The following is a 21,382-nucleotide window of genomic DNA, read 5'->3' on the forward strand; positions in this document are numbered from 1 at the left end:
ATCGACCGATGATAAACGAAATCTATATCGACAATTTCCGGTGCTTGACCAATTTTCGAATTGAGCCGAAAGATTTTCAACTTTGGCTTGGCGACAATGGATCGGGGAAAACATCCGTGCTTGATGCGATCCGGTGCGTTCAACGGCTGATGCGCGGCGAGCATGTAGACGATATTTTCAAGCAAAATAGCCTGACAACCTGGGATAAAAGGAAAGACCAGACATTCGGGCTCTCTCTGATGATAGAAGGAGAGGTCTACAAATATGAATTGACTGTTGAATATTCCGATCAGGAAGATAAGCGGCGCATCAAGCAGGAAAAATTGATCTGGAAAGATTCGCCTTTCTTTTGGTTCGATGGACAAGAGGCCCATCTTTATCGAATCAATCGGAACACCCAGAAAGCAGAAGAAGGCGCCGCTTTTCCCGCGGATTGGCGGCGGTCCGTGATTCCGACCATCGCCCAGCGTGACGACAACTTCCCTTTGATTCGGTTCAGGGAAGAACTTGAAAATGTTCTGCTGATTCACCCGGTTCCATTGGGGGTAAAAGACGCCGCTGAATCCGAATCGCGCAATCTGTCGGATCACGCCGAAAATTTTGCCCAATGGTACCGCCATCTCCTACAGGAACAACCATCCATTGGTTATCAAGCCAAACAGATTATCGATGACGTTCTTCCCGGTTTCGAACAATTAAGTCTTCGAAAATTCGGCGAATCTCGAAAATTGATGGTGACATTTCGTATCGACGACAAGGACCAAGATTTCGATTTTGCAGATATTTCCGACGGCCAACGTCAACTGATCGTGCTCTATACGGTGCTGGAGGCTTTGCGCGCAGGGATCTTCTCGACGGTGCTGATCGATGAGCCGGACAACTTCGTTTCGATGCGCGAAATTCAACCCTGGATTGAAAACCTCAATGACATCTGTGATGAAAAAGAAAAACAGGCTATCATTATATCTCATCACCCTGAAATCATAAATAAAATGGCAAGAGGTTCGGAGCTGTGGTTTTCCAGGAAGTCGGGGGCGCATGTTGTGGTAAAGCCCTTCCCCAAGGTGACCGAGTTGCCGCCGGCGGAAGTTATGGCGCGGGGGTGGGAAAATGAGTAAAGCATCGCAAATCATCGTTCTCTGCGAGGACAAGGCCCATGAACTCTTCGTGAGACGCTTCCTGAAAAAGGGATGGGGTGTAAAGCCCCGCGCCATTCGGGTGCCGCCTTACCCGAATGGGAAGGGATCGGGGAAAAAGCATGTGGAGGACAATATTTCCCTGGAAGCCGAAGCGCTGCGCAGGCAGCAAGCCTCGACGATTTTACTGGTGATTCAAGATGCGGACGAGATTTCCGTTGGCCAGGTGAAAACCAATCTGGATGCGAAACTTCAGAATCCCAGGGACGATAAGGAGCCGATAGCTTACATCATACCCAAGTGGCATATCCAGACCTGGATAGCGTATCTGGACGGCGAGAAAGTCGATGAATCGGATAAGGACGCCTACGCACGCAAGTATCGTGCAATTTCCGAGAGCAAAGAGGCGCATCCCTTTATCGATAAGCTTGCAGACGATTGCAGAGGCAATCGGGAACTTGAATCACCGCCGGATTCACTGGTTACGGCTTGCGAAGAATTCGAGCGCATACGCAGCGCGCTATAGGGAGAGTGCATTATGCCCACATTGAAGCCCTGGTATAAAGTCGTGACCCCCCGCGAGGATCTGCGGGAGGGCCGCCCTTTAGACGCCTCCGAGTTTGCGGTCCATCTGGATCACATTCGAGACGGTGACGCCCATCCTGACTATCAGGACCCGGTGCGGTTCTTCGAGCGAACCTTCCTGACCCGAAACCTGCGCGCCGTATCAGGAGAAGTGTTGCGTCGTTTAAACGGCATCCATACCGAATCGTCAGCCCTGTACAACATGACGACGCAATTCGGTGGCGGCAAGACCCACTCCCTGGCGCTGCTCTACCATTTGGCGACATCCGGCGATGCAGCTAAGGCGTTCATGGGCGTCCAATCCATTCTCCAGGCCGGGGGCGTCAGCGAAATTCCAAAGGCGAATGTCGGTATTTTCGTTGGCACACGCTTCGATGTGCTGACCGGACGTGGTGGCGACGACGGAACACCCCAGCGCCGTACGCCATGGGGCGAACTGGCGTGGCAACTGGGTGGGGAAGCCTCTTTTGATATCGTGCGCGAACACGACGCCCAGGGGATTGCCCCGGCGGGGGATGTCATCAGGAAAATGATCCCGAACGATAAACCCGCCTTGCTTTTGATTGACGAAGTCATGAACTACGTCAGCACCGAGCGCAAAACCAAAAAAGCCGGGGAGATGTATAACTTTCTGATGAAACTCTCCGAGGAAATAGCGGGGATGGATCGCGTGGTCGCAGTGGTGTCGATTCCCGCCTCGGAATTGGAAATGGGGGCAGACGACGAAGCGGACTATACGCGTCTCAAGAAGATGCTGGACCGCAAGGGTAAGCCGGTCATTATGTCCGCCGAAAATGAAATGTCCGAAATCATCCGCAGGCGCTTGTTCGAGTGGGACCTTCGGACCGTGGGCACGGAGGGACGGCTATTGCTGCCAAGGGATGCCGTGAATGCCTGCAAGGAATATGCGGATTGGATTCAGGACAACCGCAATCAGGTTCCCAACTGGTTCACCGACCATGCCCACGATGCATTCGAGACAACCTACCCCTTCCACCCGATGGTAATTTCGGTTTTCGAGCGCAAGTGGCGCGAGCTGCCGCGTTTTCAGCAGACCCGTGGTGTCCTGAGGCTCCTGGCCCTGTGGGTTTCCCATGCTTTCCAGAGCGGGTTCAAAGGGGCGCAGAGAGAATTGTTAATCAGCCTGGGTTCCGCTCCACTGGGTGATTCCCAATTTCGTACGGCAGTATTCGAACAGCTCGGCGAATCACGATTGGAAGGTGCCGTTGCAACTGACATTGCGGGTAGCAGGGAATCGCATGCCGTACTCCTGGACAAAGAGGCGGGAGAAACCCTTCGCAAGGCGTGCGTCCACCAGAAATCCGCCACGGCTGTGTTTTTTGAGTCGAACGGCGGCCAGGGTGAGAAGAGGCAGTCGGCGACGGTCCCGGAGCTGCGACTGGCCGTTGCCGGACCGAACATTGATATCGGAAATGTCGAAACGGCCCTGGAGTCATTGACCGACCGATGCTACTACCTGATCCTTGAACGCAACAGCTACTACTTCAGCATGATGGAGAACCTCAACAAACGCTACTCGGACCGGCGCGCCGGGGTAAAAGAAGAGGATGTTGCGCGGTTGGTTCGTGAGCAGGTTGAAATGGTGTTTGCCAATGCAGATGGGCTGGAGCGCATATTCTTTCCCGAGAAAAGCGGACAAATTCCCAACCGGCCTGTTATTACCCTCGTAATCGGTCCGCCAGAGAAATCCTTTCGAGATACACCGGAACTTGTTTCCGAACTCACCGCCATGACAAAAGAATCCGGCAGCTCCATGCGCACGTTCAAAAGCGCTTTGATATGGGTGGTGCCGGACAACGCGGACGTTATGCGGGATGACGCCCGTAAATTGCTGGCATGGGAGGCAATCGATGCCGAAAAAGGCACGATGAACCTCGACGACGGCCAGCGGCGACAATTGGCCGAGCATTTGAAGCGCGCGCGCCGGGACCTGAAGGAAAGCGTCTGGCGTAGTTACAATAAGGTTATGCTTCTGGGAAAAGACGGTGCGCTGAAAACGGTCGATCTCGGATTGGTAACATCAAGTTCTGCCGAGTCGCCAACAAAGTTGATTCTATCCACATTGCGGCAGAATGATGAGATTGTGAAGGCGGTCAGCCCGCGGTTTTTGCTCAAGAACTGGCCGCCCGCTAAGCCGGAGTGGAGCACAAAGGATGTCAGGGATACGTTCTTCGCATCCCCGCTATTTCCTCGCTTGCTGAGCGTTGAGGCCGTCAAAGGAGCTATTGCCCGGGGTGTTTCAGAAGGACAAATGGCCTATGTGTCCCAGGGAACGGACGGATATGATCCCTTCATCTATAAACAATCCCTTAATGAGAACGATGTCGAGATTTCAGATGATGTCTTCATTATCACCGCAGAAGATGCGGAGAAACACATCAAGCCGCCGGAACTGACTCGTATCCTTGTCACCCCCGAATATGCGCAGATGAAACCGGGGACAAAGCAAACCTTCAGTGCAAAAGGATTGGATCAGTTTGGCCGTGACTTCGAATGTCCGGATCTCGAATGGAACGCGACCGGCGGAGTCATGGACAAGCAGGGCGTATTTCAGGCGAGGGAGGACGAGGGACGATTTCTTGTGGTTGTAAAGGCCATGGGTGTAAAGGGCGAGGCGAGTGTCTCTGTAGCCAAGGAGCCAGGTCCTGCAGGTGAGAAACCGACACCTGTTACACCTCCGTCTGAGCAGACAATGAAATGGTCAGGCGAAATTCCGCCTCAGAAATGGATGAATTTTTACACGAAGGTGCTTTCAAAACTTGTATCAGCCGGCGGCCTGAAGATTACGGTAAATGTTGAGTCCTCACCGGAAGGAGGCCTTGGCGAACGGCAAACAGATGACATCCGCGCGGCTTTGAGAGGATTGGGGTTAAACGACAACGTTGAATAGAGGATGGCAACACGCTGGGGTAATAAGTATAAAGCAGTACTGAACTGGAAAAATCTATTGTTCGGGGGGTCAGAGCGAGTATCAAGCCGTTAAGTGGTGGAAAAACATAGCCCATGAACAAAAATCTTTTAGAATGCACACGGTTGATCATGCGAAGACAAAGGAAAATCTCATTGGTTTTGCCCTTGAACTGAATACTAACGGTTACCATAGAATCAAGAACATTCATGAGTTTGTTATAGAAAATGACGGACCGACCAGACGCAAACAAAATGCAGGCATCCATGGCTCACCTTTTGGGTAAGGCGTCAAAGAACCTTGCGCGTTTTCTGGAAAAGGTTCTGCCGGACCTTTTTGACAATTGGTGGTATGAGGCTGTAGTCAACATTCTTTCATTTCAGCAACGGCGTAGGATCAAAGAACGCGACATCAATACCTTGGCATCTTTGGACCTCGCCGCGCTGCTTCGTGTGCTTGATCAGAACTGGTATCAGATATCAACGAAACTGGAGTTGACGTCGGAGGCACGCCACTTTGTTAAAGAGATGCAGACAGTTCGAAACAGATGGGCGCATGCGGGCAGTGAGGGGTTTCCTGAAGACGACGTATACCGGGACCTGGATACGCTGCAGCGCTTCGCTGTTGTCGTTGAGGCTGATGAAAGGCTGCTCGACGAGGTGCGCGAGACAAAGGCGTCCTTGCTTTCCAAGGACCGTCCTGCCCCTGATCAAGATGATGCTGTTATGGAAAGTCCATCTCCGGAGGAACCGGGGTCTGATACGGAATTTACGCCCGGTCAGATAGTTCATCTCAAATCAAATCCAGCCATGCGTGGTGCCGTTGTTTCCTCAATACCTGGCAAATCGGAGAACCGATTCCTGGTTTTTATGGATGGCGAAACGCATTCCTACTATGCATCACAGCTAAAAGCCGAAGACCGACCGGAGGACGAAACGCGGTTCTTGACCTGCGATGAATTCCATTCATACCTCACCGCTTTGCAGATTCGATATCCAGGACTTTCAACGCTTTATTCTTTGAATGCCGCCCGAGTGGATTTCATTCCATATCAATTCCGCCCCGTCTTGAGATTCATCCGATCAGATCGTCCTCGATTGCTGGTTGCTGACGGTGTTGGCGTCGGCAAGACCATCGAGGCGGGTTTGATTCTCCGAGAGCTCCAGGCCAGGCGCGACATACGATCCATCTTAATAATCTGTCCCCGCCCGCTTGTTACCGAACGTAAATGGCAAATCGAGATGAAGCGGTTTGAGGAGCGTTTTGTTCATCTGGATGGCCCTACATTGAGGTACTGCATCAACGAAATGGATTTGGAAGGATTCTGGCCAGAGCAGCACCAACGAATCATCATCCCTTATTCCCTGTTCGACGAAGCACTTCTATATGGTTCGGACGGTAGGCGAAAGCGCAAAAAAGGACTGCTTGACTTGGACCCGCCCCCCCGCTTCGACCTGGTCATTGTAGACGAGGCCCATCACATACGGAATCAGGATACATTCAGTCATAAAGCGGTGCGGTTTTTCTGCGACCATGCGGAAGCCGTGATCTTTCTGACCGCGACTCCCATCCAACTCGGCAACCATGACCTTTTCGTCTTACTGAACACCCTTCGCCCCGACCTGATTCTCGATCAAGAGAGCTTCGAGCATATGTCAGAGCCGAATCCGTTCATTAATCAAGCGGTAGCCCTGACCCGTGCGCAGGATCCGGAATGGACCATCCAGGCCAAGGAGGCTCTGGACAACGCAGCGGGAACGCCTTGGGGACAGTCGATTCTCAGGCACAATCCAGAGTTCAATCGTATAAATGCACGGCTCGCCGAAGGCCAGATCGGCCTGGAAGAGCGCGTGCAGTTGATAACCGATCTCGAGGCTCTGCATACGTTTTCAGGGCTAATCAACCGAACGCGCCGACGCGATATCGGAGAGTTCACGGTGCGAAAGCCCGAAACCGTGATCGTTGAATTTACACCGAATCAGAAAGATCTACACGACGAACTGCTTCAGATACAGGCGGAGATATTCAGCAGGCTTCACGGGGATGTCAATGTCAAGTTCATGATGACAACCATTCGTCGCCAAGCTGCGAGCTGTCTTTTTGGACTCGCGCCCTTTCTCGAGGAAATACTGGGCCGCCACCTTGATGAGTTGTCATGGGAGGAGGCGGACAACACCGAGTTTGTTCCAGAAAGTGACGCCGTTGATAGCATCGAATCACGTATCCAGGCAATCCTTGGAAAGGCTCGTGACCTCGATCCATACGATCCGAAACTGGATGCCCTCCGCAATATCATCCGGGACAAGCAGAAGCTACCAAATAACAAGGTGATGCTTTTCAGCAGCTTCCGTCACACGCTTCACTATCTCTATGAATATCTCAAGGCGGATGGATTTAGGGTTGGTCTGATTCACGGCGGGACACCTGATGAGGACCGGGTAGAGCTTCGGAACCGTTTTGAATTGCCGCCGAATCAGCATGACGGTCTCGACATTCTACTGTTTTCAGAAATTGGCTGCGAAGGTTTGGACTACCAGTTCTGTGATTGCATCGTCAATTACGACCTGCCATGGAACCCCATGCGGGTCGAACAGAGGATTGGCCGCATAGATAGGAATGGACAGAAAAGCGAGAGCGTCGCCATTTTCAATTTGATCACGCCGGGTACGGTCGATGCGGATATCTACGAGCGGTGCCTGGTGCGGATTGGTATGTTCAACAGCGCTTTAGGTGGCAGCGAGGAGATACTCGGAGAGATCACCAGGGAGATTCGTAGCATCGCGGAAAATTTCTCTTTGAGCGAAACCGAACGTGGGGAGCAGCTTCAACAACTGGCGGACAACAAGATCAGGCTGATTCAGGAACAGGACGAACTCGAACAGAAACAACTCGAGCTGTTCGGCATCCGTCTGCCCCAAGACCAGATGAAGCGGGAAATCGAGCAAGCATCGAGCTATTGGCTGTCCCCTATATCGATACGAAGGCTTATTACGATTTACCTTCAGCGCGCTTGCGGCAGGAATCAGGAATTCATTCTTGGCGAAAAATCGCTTAAAACGCTACGTCTATCCCAAGAAGCCAGAAACAACCTATTGCGGGATTTCCGGAGGATTCCTCGTCAGAACACGACCGTTTATCGCGAATGGGAAAACTGGCTCAAGGGGGGGAACCCGCATCTCCTTATTACATTCGATTCCGAGTGCGCTTCGCAACACCCCGAAGCGGTCTTCATAATGCCCCTTCATCCTCTTGTAAAACAGGCGGCCTTGACCTTCGATACGAAAAGGCGGGTCATGACGGTTCTGCGCGCCAAAAGCAATGAGGTCCCCAAGGGCAGCTATGAATTCGCAGTTTATCAGTGGCAGTTCCATGGCGTCAAGGAGGACTTGGTTCTACAGCCGATCGCTTCGAATGATGTTGTAGCCAAGCACATTTCCAATCTTCTTGAGAGGGCAGAGAGCGTATCAACGGAAAGAGTCGATACCCCAGATTCGGATATATGGAACGGTCTGGATGCTCAGCATCATAAGATGTGGTCTGAGGCGCGCAACCAACATCAGCGTAGAACCCAGGAGCTGGCGGAGTACCGTAGGGAAAGTCTCACGACAAGCCACAGAGCACGAATTGCTCTCCTGGAGGAACAGCTCGATCAGGCAACAAATGAAAAAATCCAGAAGATGCGACGTTCGCAGATAACCGCGGCGGAGGCCGACTACGCGCGACGCATTCAGGAGCTGGATATAGCGATGGAGAGAGCGGAGGTCACCGCCGGGCCCGTAGCTTATGGTGTCATTCAAGTCGATGAGGATTCGATCAATGCCGTGTGACTACGATCAAATCAGAGCGGACAATATTCGGGAATACGGTGAGGGAACTCGCCATCTGTCTTTTCTTGGTCGTTTGTACACAGATCGAACACACTTTCTTTTCGAGCTGTTGCAGAACGCCGAGGACGCTGGCGCGACAAGAGTCCTGTTCCATCTTTTCGAAGGCAAGCTCAAGGTCTTTCATGACGGTCGCCTTTTCAATGAAAAAGACGTGCGTGGTATCTGCGGGGTGGGCGAGGGCACGAAGGCTGAAGACCTCACACAGATCGGCAAGTTCGGCATCGGCTTCAAGTCTGTCTATGCATATACGACCACGCCTGAAATACACTCAGGACATGAAAGCTTCAGGATCGAGAACTATGTTCGCCCATATGCTGTGCAGCCAAGGGGCATTGGGGACTCATGGACCACCCTCTTCGTGTTTCCCTTCAACAAGGAGGATGTCGAGTCGGTAGTCGCATGTAGGGAAATCAGCGCAAGGCTTCGCAAGCTCAGTGCCAGGACACTTCTTTTCCTTCGCAAGATTCAGGAAATTGAATACAGGCTGCCGGATGGCACGGATGGTGTTTATCTGCGGGACGAGGCTGCTCGTGGCGCTGCAAGGGAAATTACGGTCATCGGGCAGAGCAATGGCGAAGATGAGAGCGAGAGTTGGTTGATATTTGAACGCCCCGTGGATGTGCCTGATCCTGGCGACGATTGTCCTCGCCACGTTCAGGTCGAGGTAGGTTTTCGTTTGGAGAAAATCGAAAAGGATCGTCGGGACGAAATTGTAAGGGTCAAGGACTCGCCGCTCGTGGTCTACTTCCCAACAGAAAAGGAGACTCGATTCGGATTCTTGATCCAGGGACCGTACAAAACGACTCCCGCACGGGATAATATTCCAAAAGATGACGATTGGAACGCGACTCTTGTACGCGAGACAGCGCGCCTAATCGCTGATGTGTTGCCAGAGTTCAAGGACCTTGGCCTCCTGGGTGTATCGCTGCTTGATGCGTTACCAATCAGGATGGACAACTTTCCTCCGGGTAGTATGTTCTATCCGATTGTGGCTGCGGTTCGGGAATCACTCGCGGCCAAGGAGCTGCTTCCAACAGATGACGACAGTTTCGTTGCTGCGCGAAATGCCAAACTTGCCCGTGGCGCTGATCTCAGAAAATTGCTGGATCAAGATCAACTTACCGACCTCTTTCAATCTGAAAATACAATCAAATGGCTGGCCGGATCGATCACTCAGGATCGAACTCCTGAGCTACGCACATACTTGTTAAATGAACTCGACGTCGAGGAAGTCACCCCCGATAGCTTTGCCCGCAAGATCACACAATCTTTCTTGCTTAAGCAGATTGATGAATGGCTGTTGAAGTTTTATGGGTACTTGTCAGGACAAGAGGCGCTTTGGCGTTCTCCAAGATGGTCCGGGGACTCGGGAGGCACGCTCCGTTCGAAGCCTATTGTCCGGCTTCAAGACGATAGTCAGGTGACCCCGTTTCGGGCTGATGGTACGACACAAAATGCCTTCTTGCCTCCGCCGGAAGATACCGATTTTCCGATTGTGAAGCGGTCGATTGCAGGCGATGAGCAAGCGGGAAACTTCCTTAAGCGTTTGGGTCTTTCAGAGCCGGATGTTTTTGACGATATCGTCGAGAGGGTTCTGCCCAAATACTTGAAGGAAGATTTCTCCTTAATCTCCGAGACCGAGCACACGGCAGACATTCTCAAAATATTGCGTGCCTTGACCTCTGATTCTGAGGCTGGGAAGAAAAAGGTTATCGGGAGAGCTAAGCAGACACCTTTTCTCAGGGCTGTCGACCCGGCTGGTAACTTTGCGTTCAAGAAACCCTGCGATATCTATCATGATAGCCCGGATTTGAGTCTATATTTCTCGGGCTCGGCTGATGTTTGGTTCCTATCAGAAAAGGCGCTGGCTTCAGCAACCGACTCAAGCGTTTTGAGCGAACTCGGCGTTGCGATCCTTCCACGGCGCATTCTGTTTTCCGATGGATTGCCTCCTGGGGTTAGGGAATACTCAACGCGCGGCGAAACCGTCGAGAACTATGAGCTCCATGGGCTGGTTGATTTTCTTGATTCCTTGGAGAGTGCGCAGGATTTTGAAGATAGAACGAAATCGGCTCTCCTTCTGTGGGGTTATCTCAAGGAACATTTGGAATCAGATTCATGGTTCTTCAAAGGCCGCTATCATTGGTTCTACTATAGCAGTCATAGCAAGTCATTCGATTCTCAAATGCTGACCCGCCTTCGGAACACGAAGTGGATTCCAACGCAGCACGGTAGCATGGAGAAACCTGGGGATATTACCACAGATCAGCTGTTTGAGGAATTTCAAGGGGCAAATGAATTGATTGATGTCTTAGGCATCAGTCAAGGCGTTGGCCCAGGCGCGGTATCCGAAGAGGAACGGAAACGCGAACATGCGGACCAGTTGGGGGTCTCTCTTGAGGACATTGAATTCTTGAAGAAACATCCGGATGAATTTGCACGTCTGAAAGCGGCGATGGCATCAAGGGATGATAGGCCATCATTTCCGTCAAGGACGGTAGCGAATCCTGAGCGCCGGCAGGAACGCGTAAGGGAACAACTCGCCGATTCCCCAGAGAAGGATTACGAGGAACGCGAAAGAAGTGTTCGGACAACCAGAGGATCTGTCGACCCTTCTATTTGGCTAAGAGAACAGTACACCAACGATGACGGTCAAATGGTCTGCCAAATCTGCAAGGAGGAGATGCCTTTCAGAAAGCGCGATGGGCAGTACTATTTTGAAGCGGTCGAGGCACTTTCTATCGACTATTTCAAAAGAGAGCATGAGGCGCAGTTTCTGGCTTTATGCCCGGTGTGCGCAGCGAGATATAAGGAATTCGTGAAACTTGACAAAAGTGCAATGGAAGAACTGAATCAGGCCCTACGTACTTCTGACGAAGGCGAAGTAACACTGAACCTGGGTGAGTTAGAAACAAGCATCAAGTTTGTGGGGAGCCATTTCATTGAAATGAAAGCAATCCTTGAAGTGGAAGATTGAAATCGAAATGAAGAAAATTCAAGGTCCCAACGATGCAATTCTGATTCGAGCCCAAGGCTGCCTCCTCGGGCAGCTCGCCGGTGATGCGTTGGGAAGTCTGGTCGAATTTCAGACGCCCGAACAGATCCGACGGGAGTATCCCAACGGCGTCCTGGAACTTGCCGACGGGGGACTTGGAACACGATTGCCGGCCAACCGACAGACGATTCCGAGATGGCGCTGTTGCTTGCCCGTCTGCTGGCGGATCAGGGGCGGTATGACCCAGGGGAAGCCGGAAAGGCTTACCTGTTCTGGCTGGACTCAGGGCCGTTCGATTGTGGAATGACCGTCTCCGGCGGTCTGCGGGGTCGTCCTAACCCCGACAGCCAGGCCAATGGGGCGATGATGCGGGTCAGCCCGCTGGGCATCTTCGGAGCCAAACATGATTTGGAGCATGTGGCCGAGTGGGCACGACAGGATGCCGCGATCACCCATCCCCATCCGGTCTGTCAGCAAGCCAATGCATTGTTCACGATGGCGATTGCCCACGCCGTCCGCCATGGGGGCGACGCCCGAAACCTGTACAAGCAGATCGTGACCTGGGCGGTAGACATGGAGGTGGTTGGGAGCCTTCTGGAAGCGGTCCGAGGTGCCGTCGAGGCACCGCCAGCCGACTATGTCCACCAGCAGGGATGGGCCCTGACGGCATTCCGCAACGCCCTGTGGCAGCTCCTGCATGCCCCGAACTTGGAGGAAGCCGTAGTTGACACCGTCATGCGCGGCGGAGACACCGACACCAACGCCGCCATCTGTGGCGCGCTTCTGGGCGCTGTGCGGGGCCGGAACGCGATTCCCGACCAATGGACCGAATGCGTGCTGAATTGCCGCCCTGCGGCCGGACAACCGCACGTACCCCGTCCACGTCCGGAGTGCTTCTGGCCCGTGGACGCTTTGGAACTGGCGGAGCGTTTGGTCGACCAAAATTGCTCGGAGAATTCGAATGCAGAGGAAATGTGACTCAACACCGCTTCCGCCTCACCGGGAACGGCCTGATATTTGATAACCCGTTGAAATTGAAGGTTTTCGGTTAACTGCGGGAGAAGGAGAACGGTTATGAAGAGGGTTGCACACGGGGAGCCAACAGCAAATCCGCGCAGGCAACGGATATCGCATAATAAAAAGGTCCTCGGGGATACCCCGAGGACCTTTTTGCTTTTATAGCAAATCCAGCATCGCTGTGTATGGCCCTTTAGCCGGTATTGCTTTGCAGGCGCATTCCGGGTAAAAAATAGTAGGTGGGACGCAAGACCGGCTGCCCCTGACATCACGCCGCCACAATCTCCCGACTAGGAGCACCGATGGGTTGCCGGATGGCAAGCCCATTTCATTACCGCTCAACTGTTTTGTTTATATCCAGCCTCAAGGTACAACCATGCCGGCAATCCACATCACCGACACCCTGACCATCGACACATCGGAAATAGAGATAATTCCCATCCGGGCCCAGGGTTCCGGAGGCCAGAATGTCAACAAGGTCTCCAGCGCCGTGCATCTGCGCTTTGATATCAACAAATCATCCCTGCCGGACCGGTACAAAGCCGCCCTCCTGTCCCGCAGTGACCAACGCCTGACCGACTCAGGCGTGCTCATTATCAAAGCCCAGGAATTCAGAAGCCTGGAAAAAAACCGGGAAGCCGCCTATGATCGACTGAAAGACATCATTCGGGCCGCAGGCCGGCTCAAAAAAAAGCGTAAGCCCACCCAACCGACCCAGGCTGCCCGGAAACGGCGAATGGAAGCGAAAACCAGACGGGCTCGAATCAAAACCTTGCGCAGGAAACCGGAATGATGGCTAAAACCAGTACCCAGGTCTTTGCTGCACCTGTGCTGAACGCCCGGTTCACAAGCATTCTTCCCGGTATCCTCTCCTGTCATGAAAACTTCTGATGCACCCGTCAATCCCGAGCTGAACCTGGCCGATGAATTCGTCCGCCACACCAACTCTTCCATCTTTCTCACCGGCAAAGCCGGCACCGGCAAGACCACCTTCCTGCACACCATCCAACAGCAGACTCATAAACGTCTGATCGTCACCGCCCCCACCGGTGTGGCGGCCATCAACGCCGGCGGGGTGACCCTACACTCCTTTTTTCAGATGCCTTTTGGCCCGATTCTACCCGGCAGCGAACTGCACGGCGGCCAGTATCGGCTCAGTCGGGAGAAAAAAAATATCATCAGAAGCCTTGACCTGCTGGTGATCGATGAAATCAGTATGGTGCGGGCTGATCTGCTGGACGGCATCGATGCCGTTCTTCGCCGTTTTCGCCGTTCCGACCAGCCCTTTGGCGGTGTTCAACTGCTGATGATCGGTGATCTGCATCAACTGGCCCCGGTGGTCAAGGAAAACGAGTGGCAGCTGCTCAGCTCCACCTACCAGTCTCCCTACTTTTTCAGCAGTTCAGCCCTGGCTCAAGTGGAGCTGATCGCCATCGAACTTCAGCATATCTATCGCCAGACAGACAGTCGTTTCATCCACCTTCTCAACCGGGTCCGTGACAATCGAATCGACGCCGAGGTCCTGACCCAGCTCAACACTCGCTATCTTCCCGATTTCTCTCCGGAACAAACAGCCGGGTGCATAACCCTCTGCACCCACAACAGCCGCGCCGACGCCATCAATCGGGCCAAACTGCAGGCCCTGGCCGGCACGTCTCGAAAATTTACCGCCACCATCGACGGCACCTTTCCAGAGCACGCCTTTCCCACTGCCGCCACGCTTGAGTTGAAGATCGGGGCTCAGGTCATGTTTGTCCGCAACGATCCCTCAGCCGATAAACGCTATTTCAATGGGAAAATCGGCACCATCACCGGGATGACCAGGGAGACGGTCCGCATTGACTGTCCGGACGAGGACCGCAGCATTGAGGTCGGACCGGCCACCTGGGAAAATCCTGAATACCGCGCTGATCCGGAAACAGCCGAAATATCGAGAAAGGTTATTGGCACCTTTCACCAGCTTCCTCTCAAGCCAGCCTGGGCCATCACCATCCACAAGAGTCAGGGCCTCTCTTTTGACCGGGCGATCATCGATGCCCAGGCTGCCTTTGCCCATGGCCAGGTCTATGTGGCCTTGAGCCGCTGCCGCAGCTTTGATGGACTGTTTCTGAGCACGCCCATCGCGCCGCGGGGGGTGCAGACCGACCCGGCCATTCTTGATTTTGTCAGCGATACAAAGCAGCAGCGGCCCACGCAAGAAACGCTGATCAGGGCAAAAATCCGCTACCAGCAGCAACTTCTCCTCGAGTGCTTTGATTTCGAACAACTGCGCCGCGCGCTCGACCGCCTTGTCTGGCTGCTGCGCAGCAATGCCGGCAGTCTGCATCTGGCAGCTGGAGATGACATCGCCGAGCGCCAGCAACACACCACGGACGCTATTGTCACCGTAGGCACTCACTTTCGCCGAGAGCTGCTATCCCTGTTCAACCCGGACCAGCAACCCGTGGACGACCCCTTCATTCGCGAGCGGCTCGCCAAGGCCTCGGTCTATTTTACGGAAAAATTCGACACCATCCTGGAACCCTTCGTCCATACTTTTACCGTGGAAAGCGACAACAAGGAGATCAAAAAGCGGCTCAGCAACGCAGTCAAGCAGTTTCGGGAAGAATACGCGGCCAAACGGGCGGCCATTGTCTCCTGTCGGGACGGATTTTCCCCTTCACGATACCTTCGCGCCCTGTCCTCGGCCGTCATGGAAACCGGCAAAACCGAACGACAAGCCGCGCCAGTGTTCACGGAAGCGGATGTCGGCCATCCGGACCTGTTTCGACGGCTCCAGGAGTGGCGGTCTACCCAGGCCAAGGCCGAGCAGGTGGCGGCATTCCAGGTGCTCCACCAGAAAACTCTGATTCAGATCGCCGTGCATTTACCGGACACCATGGCGGCCTTGAAAAAAATCAAAGGGATCGGTTCTCGTCTGGCGGAAAAATACGGGAAAGAAATCATCTCCCTGGTGTCCGGATACCGGCAGGAACATGGCATCACCGAGGTTTTCCTGCCCAATCCCACCGCCGTCAGCCCGAGCGGGGCAAGGAAAAAACAATCGGCTCCCCGGGTAGACACCAAAAAAATCAGCCTGGAAATGCATGAACAGGGCTTGAACATAGCCCAGATTGCGGAAAAACGGGAATTGACGATGCAGACCATCGAAGGCCACCTGGCCTATTACGTCGGCAAGGGGGAACTGCCGGTCGATGGCCTTATCGACGAGCAAAAACGACAACACATCGAGGCTGCCATTGCCGCTCACTCCAGTCCCTCTCTCAAAGAGTTGAAGGAAACCCTTGGTGAGGGCTATTCCTACGGCGAGATCAATTTAACGCTGGCCCACCTGCGCTGCCGCGATACACAGTAACCTGAACCCGTGACGGCTGGTGAAAGGTATTGTCAATGGTTCAGCTGCAATTATAACGTTATTACAAAAATATATATCCGAAACAAGAATCCAGCCGTCACGGATTCAGGGTGCTGTTTCAGCCGACTGCGGGCAACCTGGCAGTATCATGGCTCCGGAGATTGCTCTTCCTGACCGTTGTCGGGTATTACTGCCGGCAGATCACTGTGTACCACCTCCTCTTCAACCTCTATCGCTTCTGTCTGCGGAGGGGGGACATCGGTGTACGTCAGATAGACAGCTGTAGCGATCCCCACGACTGCGGCAAGCAGGATAATCAACCCGATCTTGACCGGATCGAAATGTGTTTGGCTCCCGGTGCTCGTGGTTGTGCTTCTATCCCGCTTCGCAGGGATTTTCCCTTGAATGGTCGGAGCATTTTTTCTCGATTTTTTATTGTTTTTATCTGGAGATTGTTCTTTCGATTTCTTCATTTTTTCTCTCAGCAAATCCTTTCTTCGATACCACCTGAAAAGCGGTCTTGGGCTTCATGCACCAATGAAATATATAAACAATATTCTTGAAAAACACGAAGGCAAAAAAGGGGACAGATTTATTTTGAACCTGGCCCCAAGTGTATGGCCATCGCTGAAGTACGTATTGCGGCTCTATGGGTACAGGTGACCTGAATCCGCAAATATTCGTCCCAAGGGCGGCTGGTGAAGGTTATCATCAAGGATTCCGCTGCAATTATAATCTTATTACAGCAAGATAAAACCAAAACGAGCGTCCAGCCGTTACGGATTCAGGGGTGAGTTTTCTTTCCGTATACAAAGGGAAGAGCAGTTCAATCCCCAGATGGATGTTCTTCCCGCCGTGCGTATAAACGTATCAGTGAGCACCGGTCCGCGAAAACAATTGATCTCGCCCACGTCAAAGGGTGTGAATACCTCAGCAACGCTCCCGTATCATCGAGTGACTCCGTCCCGCAGCAGGATCGCCTTGCTGCAGGCAAGAAATTCATCCAGATGCAGGGTGATGATACGCTCCACGATCGGCAGGTAAAGGGCCTGATAATCGTGGACAGCGATGTTGCGAAAACCAACCATGCGCTTGAGGGCATCGGCCAGCGCCGCATCAATCCAGCCTCCCCGAGCAAGCAGTGTAAATACATCCCGTGCACTTTGCGGCACACCCAGCCGTTCTCGCCGGATCAGGTGGTGGCCCATATCCAACACCGCTTCGCAGGCCCGTTGGATATTAAGAATAGCCGCATCCTGCCGGGTAAAATTATGGGAAAAACCCTCAGGGTCGTCCGCATACTCCTCCCGCGCCCGCGCCACGCTTCGTTCTATGGTAGCCGCCTTGTTGATCAGGACATCATCGACCATAGACTGTTCCCCTCTGTTGAATATCCGCCAGCAGACCAGCTCGGGCAGTATCAAGCGCGGTTTTTTCACTGAGCATAGCCGCTTCAAACAGACCCGCCCGCACATCCAGAGCCCACCAACGCTCACCCTTGGTCAACACCTGGTATTGCATCACCGTGGAGGCTGCCCGCAGATCAATCAGATCAACAGAGCACCCTGCCAGATCTTCAAGCGCACCGGCCAAGGCCCAAAGCTGCTCCTGGTCAGCATAGCCGGCAATCAGCACGGCAAGGTCAAGGTCACTCTCCGGACTTTCCTGCCCCTGAATACGGCTGCCGAACCCATATACGGCCAGGAGCCCTGGTAGCTGATCCCGCAGCAATTTGACGATTGTTTTTCGATTCATGCTCCCGTTGGCCATCACCTGGATCCGTGCGTGTTCGTCCGTGCGGCAGTTTTATTGTCTGTGACCCTTTGATTAAGGTACACTGTATCGGATGGTTGCGGGCAATAAAGATGGGATGCGGACAGATGCCCCGAAGGGAGGCTGGTGAAAGTTATTATCAAGGATTTCACTGCCATTATAATGTTATTACAGCAAGATATACCCAAAAAAGCGTCCAGCCGTCACGGATTCAGGGGTCTGGCTTCTGCGGGGTGGTCAATAGTAACACTGACAACAGGGCCGACGTCATTCGCCCCCTGTTGCTCCCCTTTCTTTCGGCTCAGACCCCATCTCATGCTGCATGTCAGCATCATCTCCAGCCTGGTGGCTGATGACTGATCAGCTCTGAATATTTCGGCCGCATTTCAGAATGATGGCACCTCTAATTTGGTGTATCCCGGAGGCGGAATAAACAGGCTTGCCGGCTGACTTCCCTCCTTGATGTTGGTCAATGCAAAGCGCCCATCTTCATCTTCGCTGCGAATCGGCATTTGCAAACGGGTGTCGTACCACACGGTCTCAATCCCTTCTCCGGGCACGTCACAGGTCCACTTTTCCGTGTTGCGTCCGTTCACATCTTCGCTGCCAATACGATTCGCCACAGCCTCCGGTGGGCAGGGCATACCGAACTGGCCAATCTCGCCCATCCCTAGTTCGTCGCCGTCGACAGCAGTTTCGATATACATGCGCTCTGCGTCGATCACGCTCCAGGCAACTCCGCGGTTGAAGTTAAAAATCATCACAAAAGATTCACCGCCAGCGCTCCCTTCCAGCCGAATTCCCTCGGATGAAGCGTGCAACTTCCCTCCTTCCAGCCGCTGCCCATCCTCATAATGGGCCCAATCGGCTGAAAAAGGAACGGGAGCACCCTTGAGTCTGGCGTTCAAGGGTATGCTCAAGACAATGACAACGCCGCAGGCCATGATGGCTGCAATGGCAGCTTTCTGGAATTTTTTCATACCACCACCTCCTTGTTGAATAAATTTGACATTAACTTTCAGGCATTTACATACCATTAACATCGCTCGCTGACAAGCTGTAACCGCACCGTTAAAAAAAGAAAATCAACCTGTCGGTTCCAATTTACCGATTAGATCATTGAACAATCGCTGCTCTATTGCCCTGTTTCTGGACAGACAGCAAGAGTTAGTTGAAACTCGGTACAAAATAGCAATTTTGAGTTTGCATAATCTAACCCCGTGTTGCATAATTGAAATAAAGTGTATCTCAACATTTTAACATGTTACATTTTTGTTGCCTATGAACAATCAAGAAATATCCGCTCAGCGCGACAAGTTACTCTCCGTGATTCCGCTAATTTCTGGACTAACGTATCATTTTAAAGGGGTCAACAAGCGGTGGACTTCAGCTATCACTTCAGGCATGATTGAGGTGGGCAGGATGAATCCCGAAGCCACCAGGCTATTTACCCCCTTGATTAAAGACATGCGTGCCACCAAGACAAAATATGAAGGCATTCAGCAGCAGCTGGTTGAAGTACTTCTGCACGAGATGGTCAGAAAAGTGGTCATGGAAATCACAGATACCGCCAAATTTACCATCAATATCCTTAAACGTAATCTATTCGAGCGAACCGCGGATGTCGGATACCTGGCAACGGACGTGGAGATTGTCCATTTTCTGCGTCTGTCTGGGAATGAAGCGGATCAAGAGCAGATTGATCGCCAGGCAGCAATCATAAAAAAAAGACTGCTGGATTATCAATACGAATATACAGTATATAATGATATTCTAATTATTGATCTAGATGGCCATGTACGTGCAAACTTTGATGAAAATAACCCTGTCTCCTTCTCGAACGATCCTCTTTTAGCCGAGACGCAGGCCATCGGCACGCGCAATCACTCCGGAGAAGATAAATTTATTGAAACATTCCGTGCCACTGACCTGCGTCCAGGCTTGGGCGATGTTCTCATGTATTCTCAGAAGATTGAAGATCCGGAGACATTAAAATCTCTTGGGACTCTCTGTCTCTGTTTTGATTTTGCGGATGAGATGCAGAAAATATTTAGCGACCTGGTCAAAGGGGATGAAAATATAATTGCCGGGGTGCTAGATAGGAACGGCTCTGTCATTGCCTCTAGTCAACCGTCTATCCTGTCGTCAGGAATGAAAATTCAGGTTAATCTTGAGGCTGAATTCAGCTTTCACGCCATCAACGGCATGCAGTATCTCGCCAGAACCGTGGCAACAGATGGTTATCAGGGATTTTATGGGCTGACCTGGTACGGAGTCGCAATGATAGAAGTCGGGAAAGCATTCTCTGGTGCTGGTAAAGAAGGTTGCAATCCTCCCGTCATCGCTCGACTGCAAAACATGTCCCATGAACTTACCGCCGTCAAACGTTCTTCCGATGAACTCCTGGACGATATGAAAATCGATGGGATAAACGGAAAAATTCAAGCTCAGGTTTTCAGTGCAAAACCTTTTGTCGAGGTTCTCGAGTTCATCGACAACATTGGTCTAGAGATTGACCGACTCTGTTTAACTGTTATTGAAAACCTTCAGCGGATAGTGGTGACGTCACGTTTCAACGAAGTACAGTTTCGTGCTTTTCAGGGAAACAATATTGCCGATCGCAACCTCTACGAACGAGCCAATGATGTCTGTTGGTGGGCTCTGAACCCCTTATTCCGCAGGCTGCTTGCAGGTCACCTGAACTCTGGCATACGTGACGAGGAACGTCGGCAGCTCACAGAGAGTTTGCAGTACATCAACAATTTGTACACGCCATATCTTCGTCTGGTACTGGCAGATCCTGATGGCATCGTACTGGCGGTCTCCAATCCTCCCAATGAAGTAGAAGAGCGCTTTATCGAAGATGCACTCCCACGTGAACAGGAATTTGTTGGCATGCGGCTGGAAAACACCTTGGTCAGCCAAGCAATTAAGCTTGGCAGTAAAAAAGACTATTGTGTTTCTGCTTTTGAACCGACCATCCTGTACGGCAACCGGCCGACGTATATTTACAGCACTGCGGTGAGGGCTCCTGACAACGAGGGCAAGGTGGTGGGGGTCATTCAGATCGTTTTTGATTCCGAGCCACAATTTCAGGATATGCTTGAGGGAATTCTTCCCAAGGACGCGAACGGCCAAAGTCGGGAAGGTTGTTTTGCCTTGTTTGTCGATAAAGAACGAAATATCATTGCATCCACATCCACCAGCTATCCCGCAGGCTCCCAATTAGATCTCGACAGTCGATATTTTTCAATGAATAATGGAGAACGACGGTCTTCAATTGTTGAGATCGGCTCGATTTCCTATATTGTCGGTTTACAGTGCTCCAACGGTTACCGTGAATACAAGCGCACTGATCGCTACAAAAACGACGTCCTCTGTATAATATTTCTTCCTACCGATTCGTAATCCTGGCCCCGTGAACCAGGGCAATCGCATCAAAATTTCAAATAATTCAAATTATTACGTGCGTTCAGTATAAGATAATAATATATACATAGTGCTCAACTCAATTTACGACGGGGGGAACTATGGAAAACGATTTCAACAACACGACACTTGTAGCTCATTTTTCGACCTTGAAAGATCCTCGGATTACAGGAAGGAGTGCCCATAAACTGATCGATATCATTATCATTGCCATCTGCGGCATGCTTTGTGGAAGTGACGATTGGGTTGGCATCGAAGCCTTCGGGAAGGCGAAGC

General features: G+C 52.2%; 13 protein-coding genes and 1 pseudogene. 10 read left to right on the top strand and 4 right to left on the bottom strand.

Translation table 11 applies throughout. The annotated features are described in order from the left end of the window. Positions 1–8 precede the first annotated feature (8 nt). From JWG43_RS06290 to JWG43_RS06330, 8 genes and pseudogenes are all read left to right on the top strand, one after another. Positions 9–1,118, top strand: a complete 1,110-nt coding sequence (locus JWG43_RS06290; protein ID WP_205241968.1) for an AAA family ATPase — start codon at positions 9–11, stop codon at positions 1,116–1,118. Continuing rightward, entirely contained in the window at positions 1,111–1,662 is a 552-nt protein-coding gene (locus JWG43_RS06295; protein WP_205241969.1) for a hypothetical protein, read from the top strand. Before JWG43_RS06290 ends, JWG43_RS06295 begins: the two co-directional genes overlap by 8 nt. A 12-nt stretch (positions 1,663–1,674) precedes the next feature. Continuing rightward, the gene (locus JWG43_RS06300) at positions 1,675–4,632 is read left to right on the top strand and encodes an ATP-binding protein (RefSeq protein ID WP_205241970.1); all 2,958 of its coding nucleotides are present in this window, start codon (positions 1,675–1,677) and stop codon (positions 4,630–4,632) included. 284 nt (positions 4,633–4,916) lie between these two features. After that, positions 4,917–8,477, top strand: a complete 3,561-nt coding sequence (locus tag JWG43_RS06305) for a DEAD/DEAH box helicase (RefSeq protein WP_205241971.1) — start codon at positions 4,917–4,919, stop codon at positions 8,475–8,477. After that, the gene (locus JWG43_RS06310; RefSeq protein WP_205241972.1) at positions 8,467–11,514 is read left to right on the top strand and encodes a sacsin N-terminal ATP-binding-like domain-containing protein; all 3,048 of its coding nucleotides are present in this window, start codon (positions 8,467–8,469) and stop codon (positions 11,512–11,514) included. Before JWG43_RS06305 ends, JWG43_RS06310 begins: the two co-directional genes overlap by 11 nt. A 7-nt stretch (positions 11,515–11,521) precedes the next feature. Next, positions 11,522–12,510, top strand: a pseudogene (locus tag JWG43_RS06320) (ADP-ribosylglycohydrolase family protein). Between the two features lie 415 nt (positions 12,511–12,925). Continuing rightward, positions 12,926–13,342 carry an alternative ribosome rescue aminoacyl-tRNA hydrolase ArfB gene (gene arfB / locus JWG43_RS06325; protein ID WP_205241974.1) on the top strand — a complete coding sequence of 139 codons (417 nt, stop codon included), beginning with the start codon at positions 12,926–12,928 and terminating at the stop codon, positions 13,340–13,342. An 84-nt stretch (positions 13,343–13,426) separates the two neighbouring features. Next, a complete protein-coding gene (locus JWG43_RS06330; protein ID WP_205241975.1) occupies positions 13,427–15,904 on the top strand; it encodes a helix-turn-helix domain-containing protein in 2,478 nt (825 codons plus the stop codon). Between the two features lie 146 nt (positions 15,905–16,050). On the opposite strand, the gene JWG43_RS06335 is transcribed toward JWG43_RS06330, so the two are convergent. The 4 genes from JWG43_RS06335 to JWG43_RS06350 form a co-directional block, all read right to left on the bottom strand. Next, complete coding sequence (locus tag JWG43_RS06335) at positions 16,051–16,392, bottom strand: hypothetical protein (RefSeq protein WP_205241976.1); 342 nt, start codon at positions 16,390–16,392, stop codon at positions 16,051–16,053. A 459-nt stretch (positions 16,393–16,851) separates the two neighbouring features. Further along, positions 16,852–17,274 carry a type VII toxin-antitoxin system HepT family RNase toxin gene (gene hepT / locus JWG43_RS06340; protein WP_205241977.1) on the bottom strand — a complete coding sequence of 141 codons (423 nt, stop codon included), beginning with the start codon at positions 17,272–17,274 and terminating at the stop codon, positions 16,852–16,854. Then, a complete protein-coding gene (gene mntA / locus JWG43_RS06345; RefSeq protein ID WP_205241978.1) occupies positions 17,264–17,659 on the bottom strand; it encodes a type VII toxin-antitoxin system MntA family adenylyltransferase antitoxin in 396 nt (131 codons plus the stop codon). The genes hepT and mntA overlap by 11 nt, the downstream gene beginning before the upstream one ends. A 404-nt stretch (positions 17,660–18,063) precedes the next feature. Next, entirely contained in the window at positions 18,064–18,657 is a 594-nt protein-coding gene (locus tag JWG43_RS06350) for a hypothetical protein (RefSeq protein ID WP_205241979.1), read from the bottom strand. A 442-nt stretch (positions 18,658–19,099) separates the two neighbouring features. Between JWG43_RS06350 and JWG43_RS06355 the strand changes: the two genes are divergently transcribed. Together JWG43_RS06355 and JWG43_RS20200 are read left to right on the top strand one after the other, a co-directional pair. Beyond that, positions 19,100–21,085: a cache domain-containing protein gene (locus JWG43_RS06355; RefSeq protein WP_205241980.1), complete on the top strand. Its 1,986-nt coding sequence runs from the start codon at positions 19,100–19,102 to the stop codon at positions 21,083–21,085. A gap of 122 nt (positions 21,086–21,207) precedes the next feature. Next, positions 21,208–21,382: transposase family protein (locus tag JWG43_RS20200; RefSeq protein WP_205241987.1), on the top strand; the 175-nt coding region annotated here is incomplete at its 3' end.

This window comes from Desulfobulbus alkaliphilus (genome assembly GCF_016918545.1).
Taxonomy (GTDB): Bacteria; Desulfobacterota; Desulfobulbia; order Desulfobulbales; family Desulfobulbaceae; genus Desulfobulbus; species Desulfobulbus alkaliphilus.

Bases quoted from the DNA above. Each gene is read 5' to 3' on its own strand.
- JWG43_RS06290 (WP_205241968.1), top strand. From the start codon at position 9: ATGATAAACGAAATCTATATCGACAATTTCCGGTGCTTGACCAATTTT.
- JWG43_RS06295 (WP_205241969.1), top strand. From the start codon at position 1,111: ATGAGTAAAGCATCGCAAATCATCGTTCTCTGCGAGGACAAGGCCCAT.
- JWG43_RS06300 (WP_205241970.1), top strand. From the start codon at position 1,675: ATGCCCACATTGAAGCCCTGGTATAAAGTCGTGACCCCCCGCGAGGAT.
- JWG43_RS06305 (WP_205241971.1), top strand. From the start codon at position 4,917: ATGGCTCACCTTTTGGGTAAGGCGTCAAAGAACCTTGCGCGTTTTCTG.
- JWG43_RS06310 (WP_205241972.1), top strand. From the start codon at position 8,467: ATGCCGTGTGACTACGATCAAATCAGAGCGGACAATATTCGGGAATAC.
- arfB (WP_205241974.1), top strand. From the start codon at position 12,926: ATGCCGGCAATCCACATCACCGACACCCTGACCATCGACACATCGGAA.
- JWG43_RS06330 (WP_205241975.1), top strand. From the start codon at position 13,427: ATGAAAACTTCTGATGCACCCGTCAATCCCGAGCTGAACCTGGCCGAT.
- hepT (WP_205241977.1), bottom strand. From the start codon at position 17,274: ATGGTCGATGATGTCCTGATCAACAAGGCGGCTACCATAGAACGAAGC.
- mntA (WP_205241978.1), bottom strand. From the start codon at position 17,659: ATGAATCGAAAAACAATCGTCAAATTGCTGCGGGATCAGCTACCAGGG.
- JWG43_RS06350 (WP_205241979.1), bottom strand. From the start codon at position 18,657: ATGAAAAAATTCCAGAAAGCTGCCATTGCAGCCATCATGGCCTGCGGC.
- JWG43_RS06355 (WP_205241980.1), top strand. From the start codon at position 19,100: ATGAATCCCGAAGCCACCAGGCTATTTACCCCCTTGATTAAAGACATG.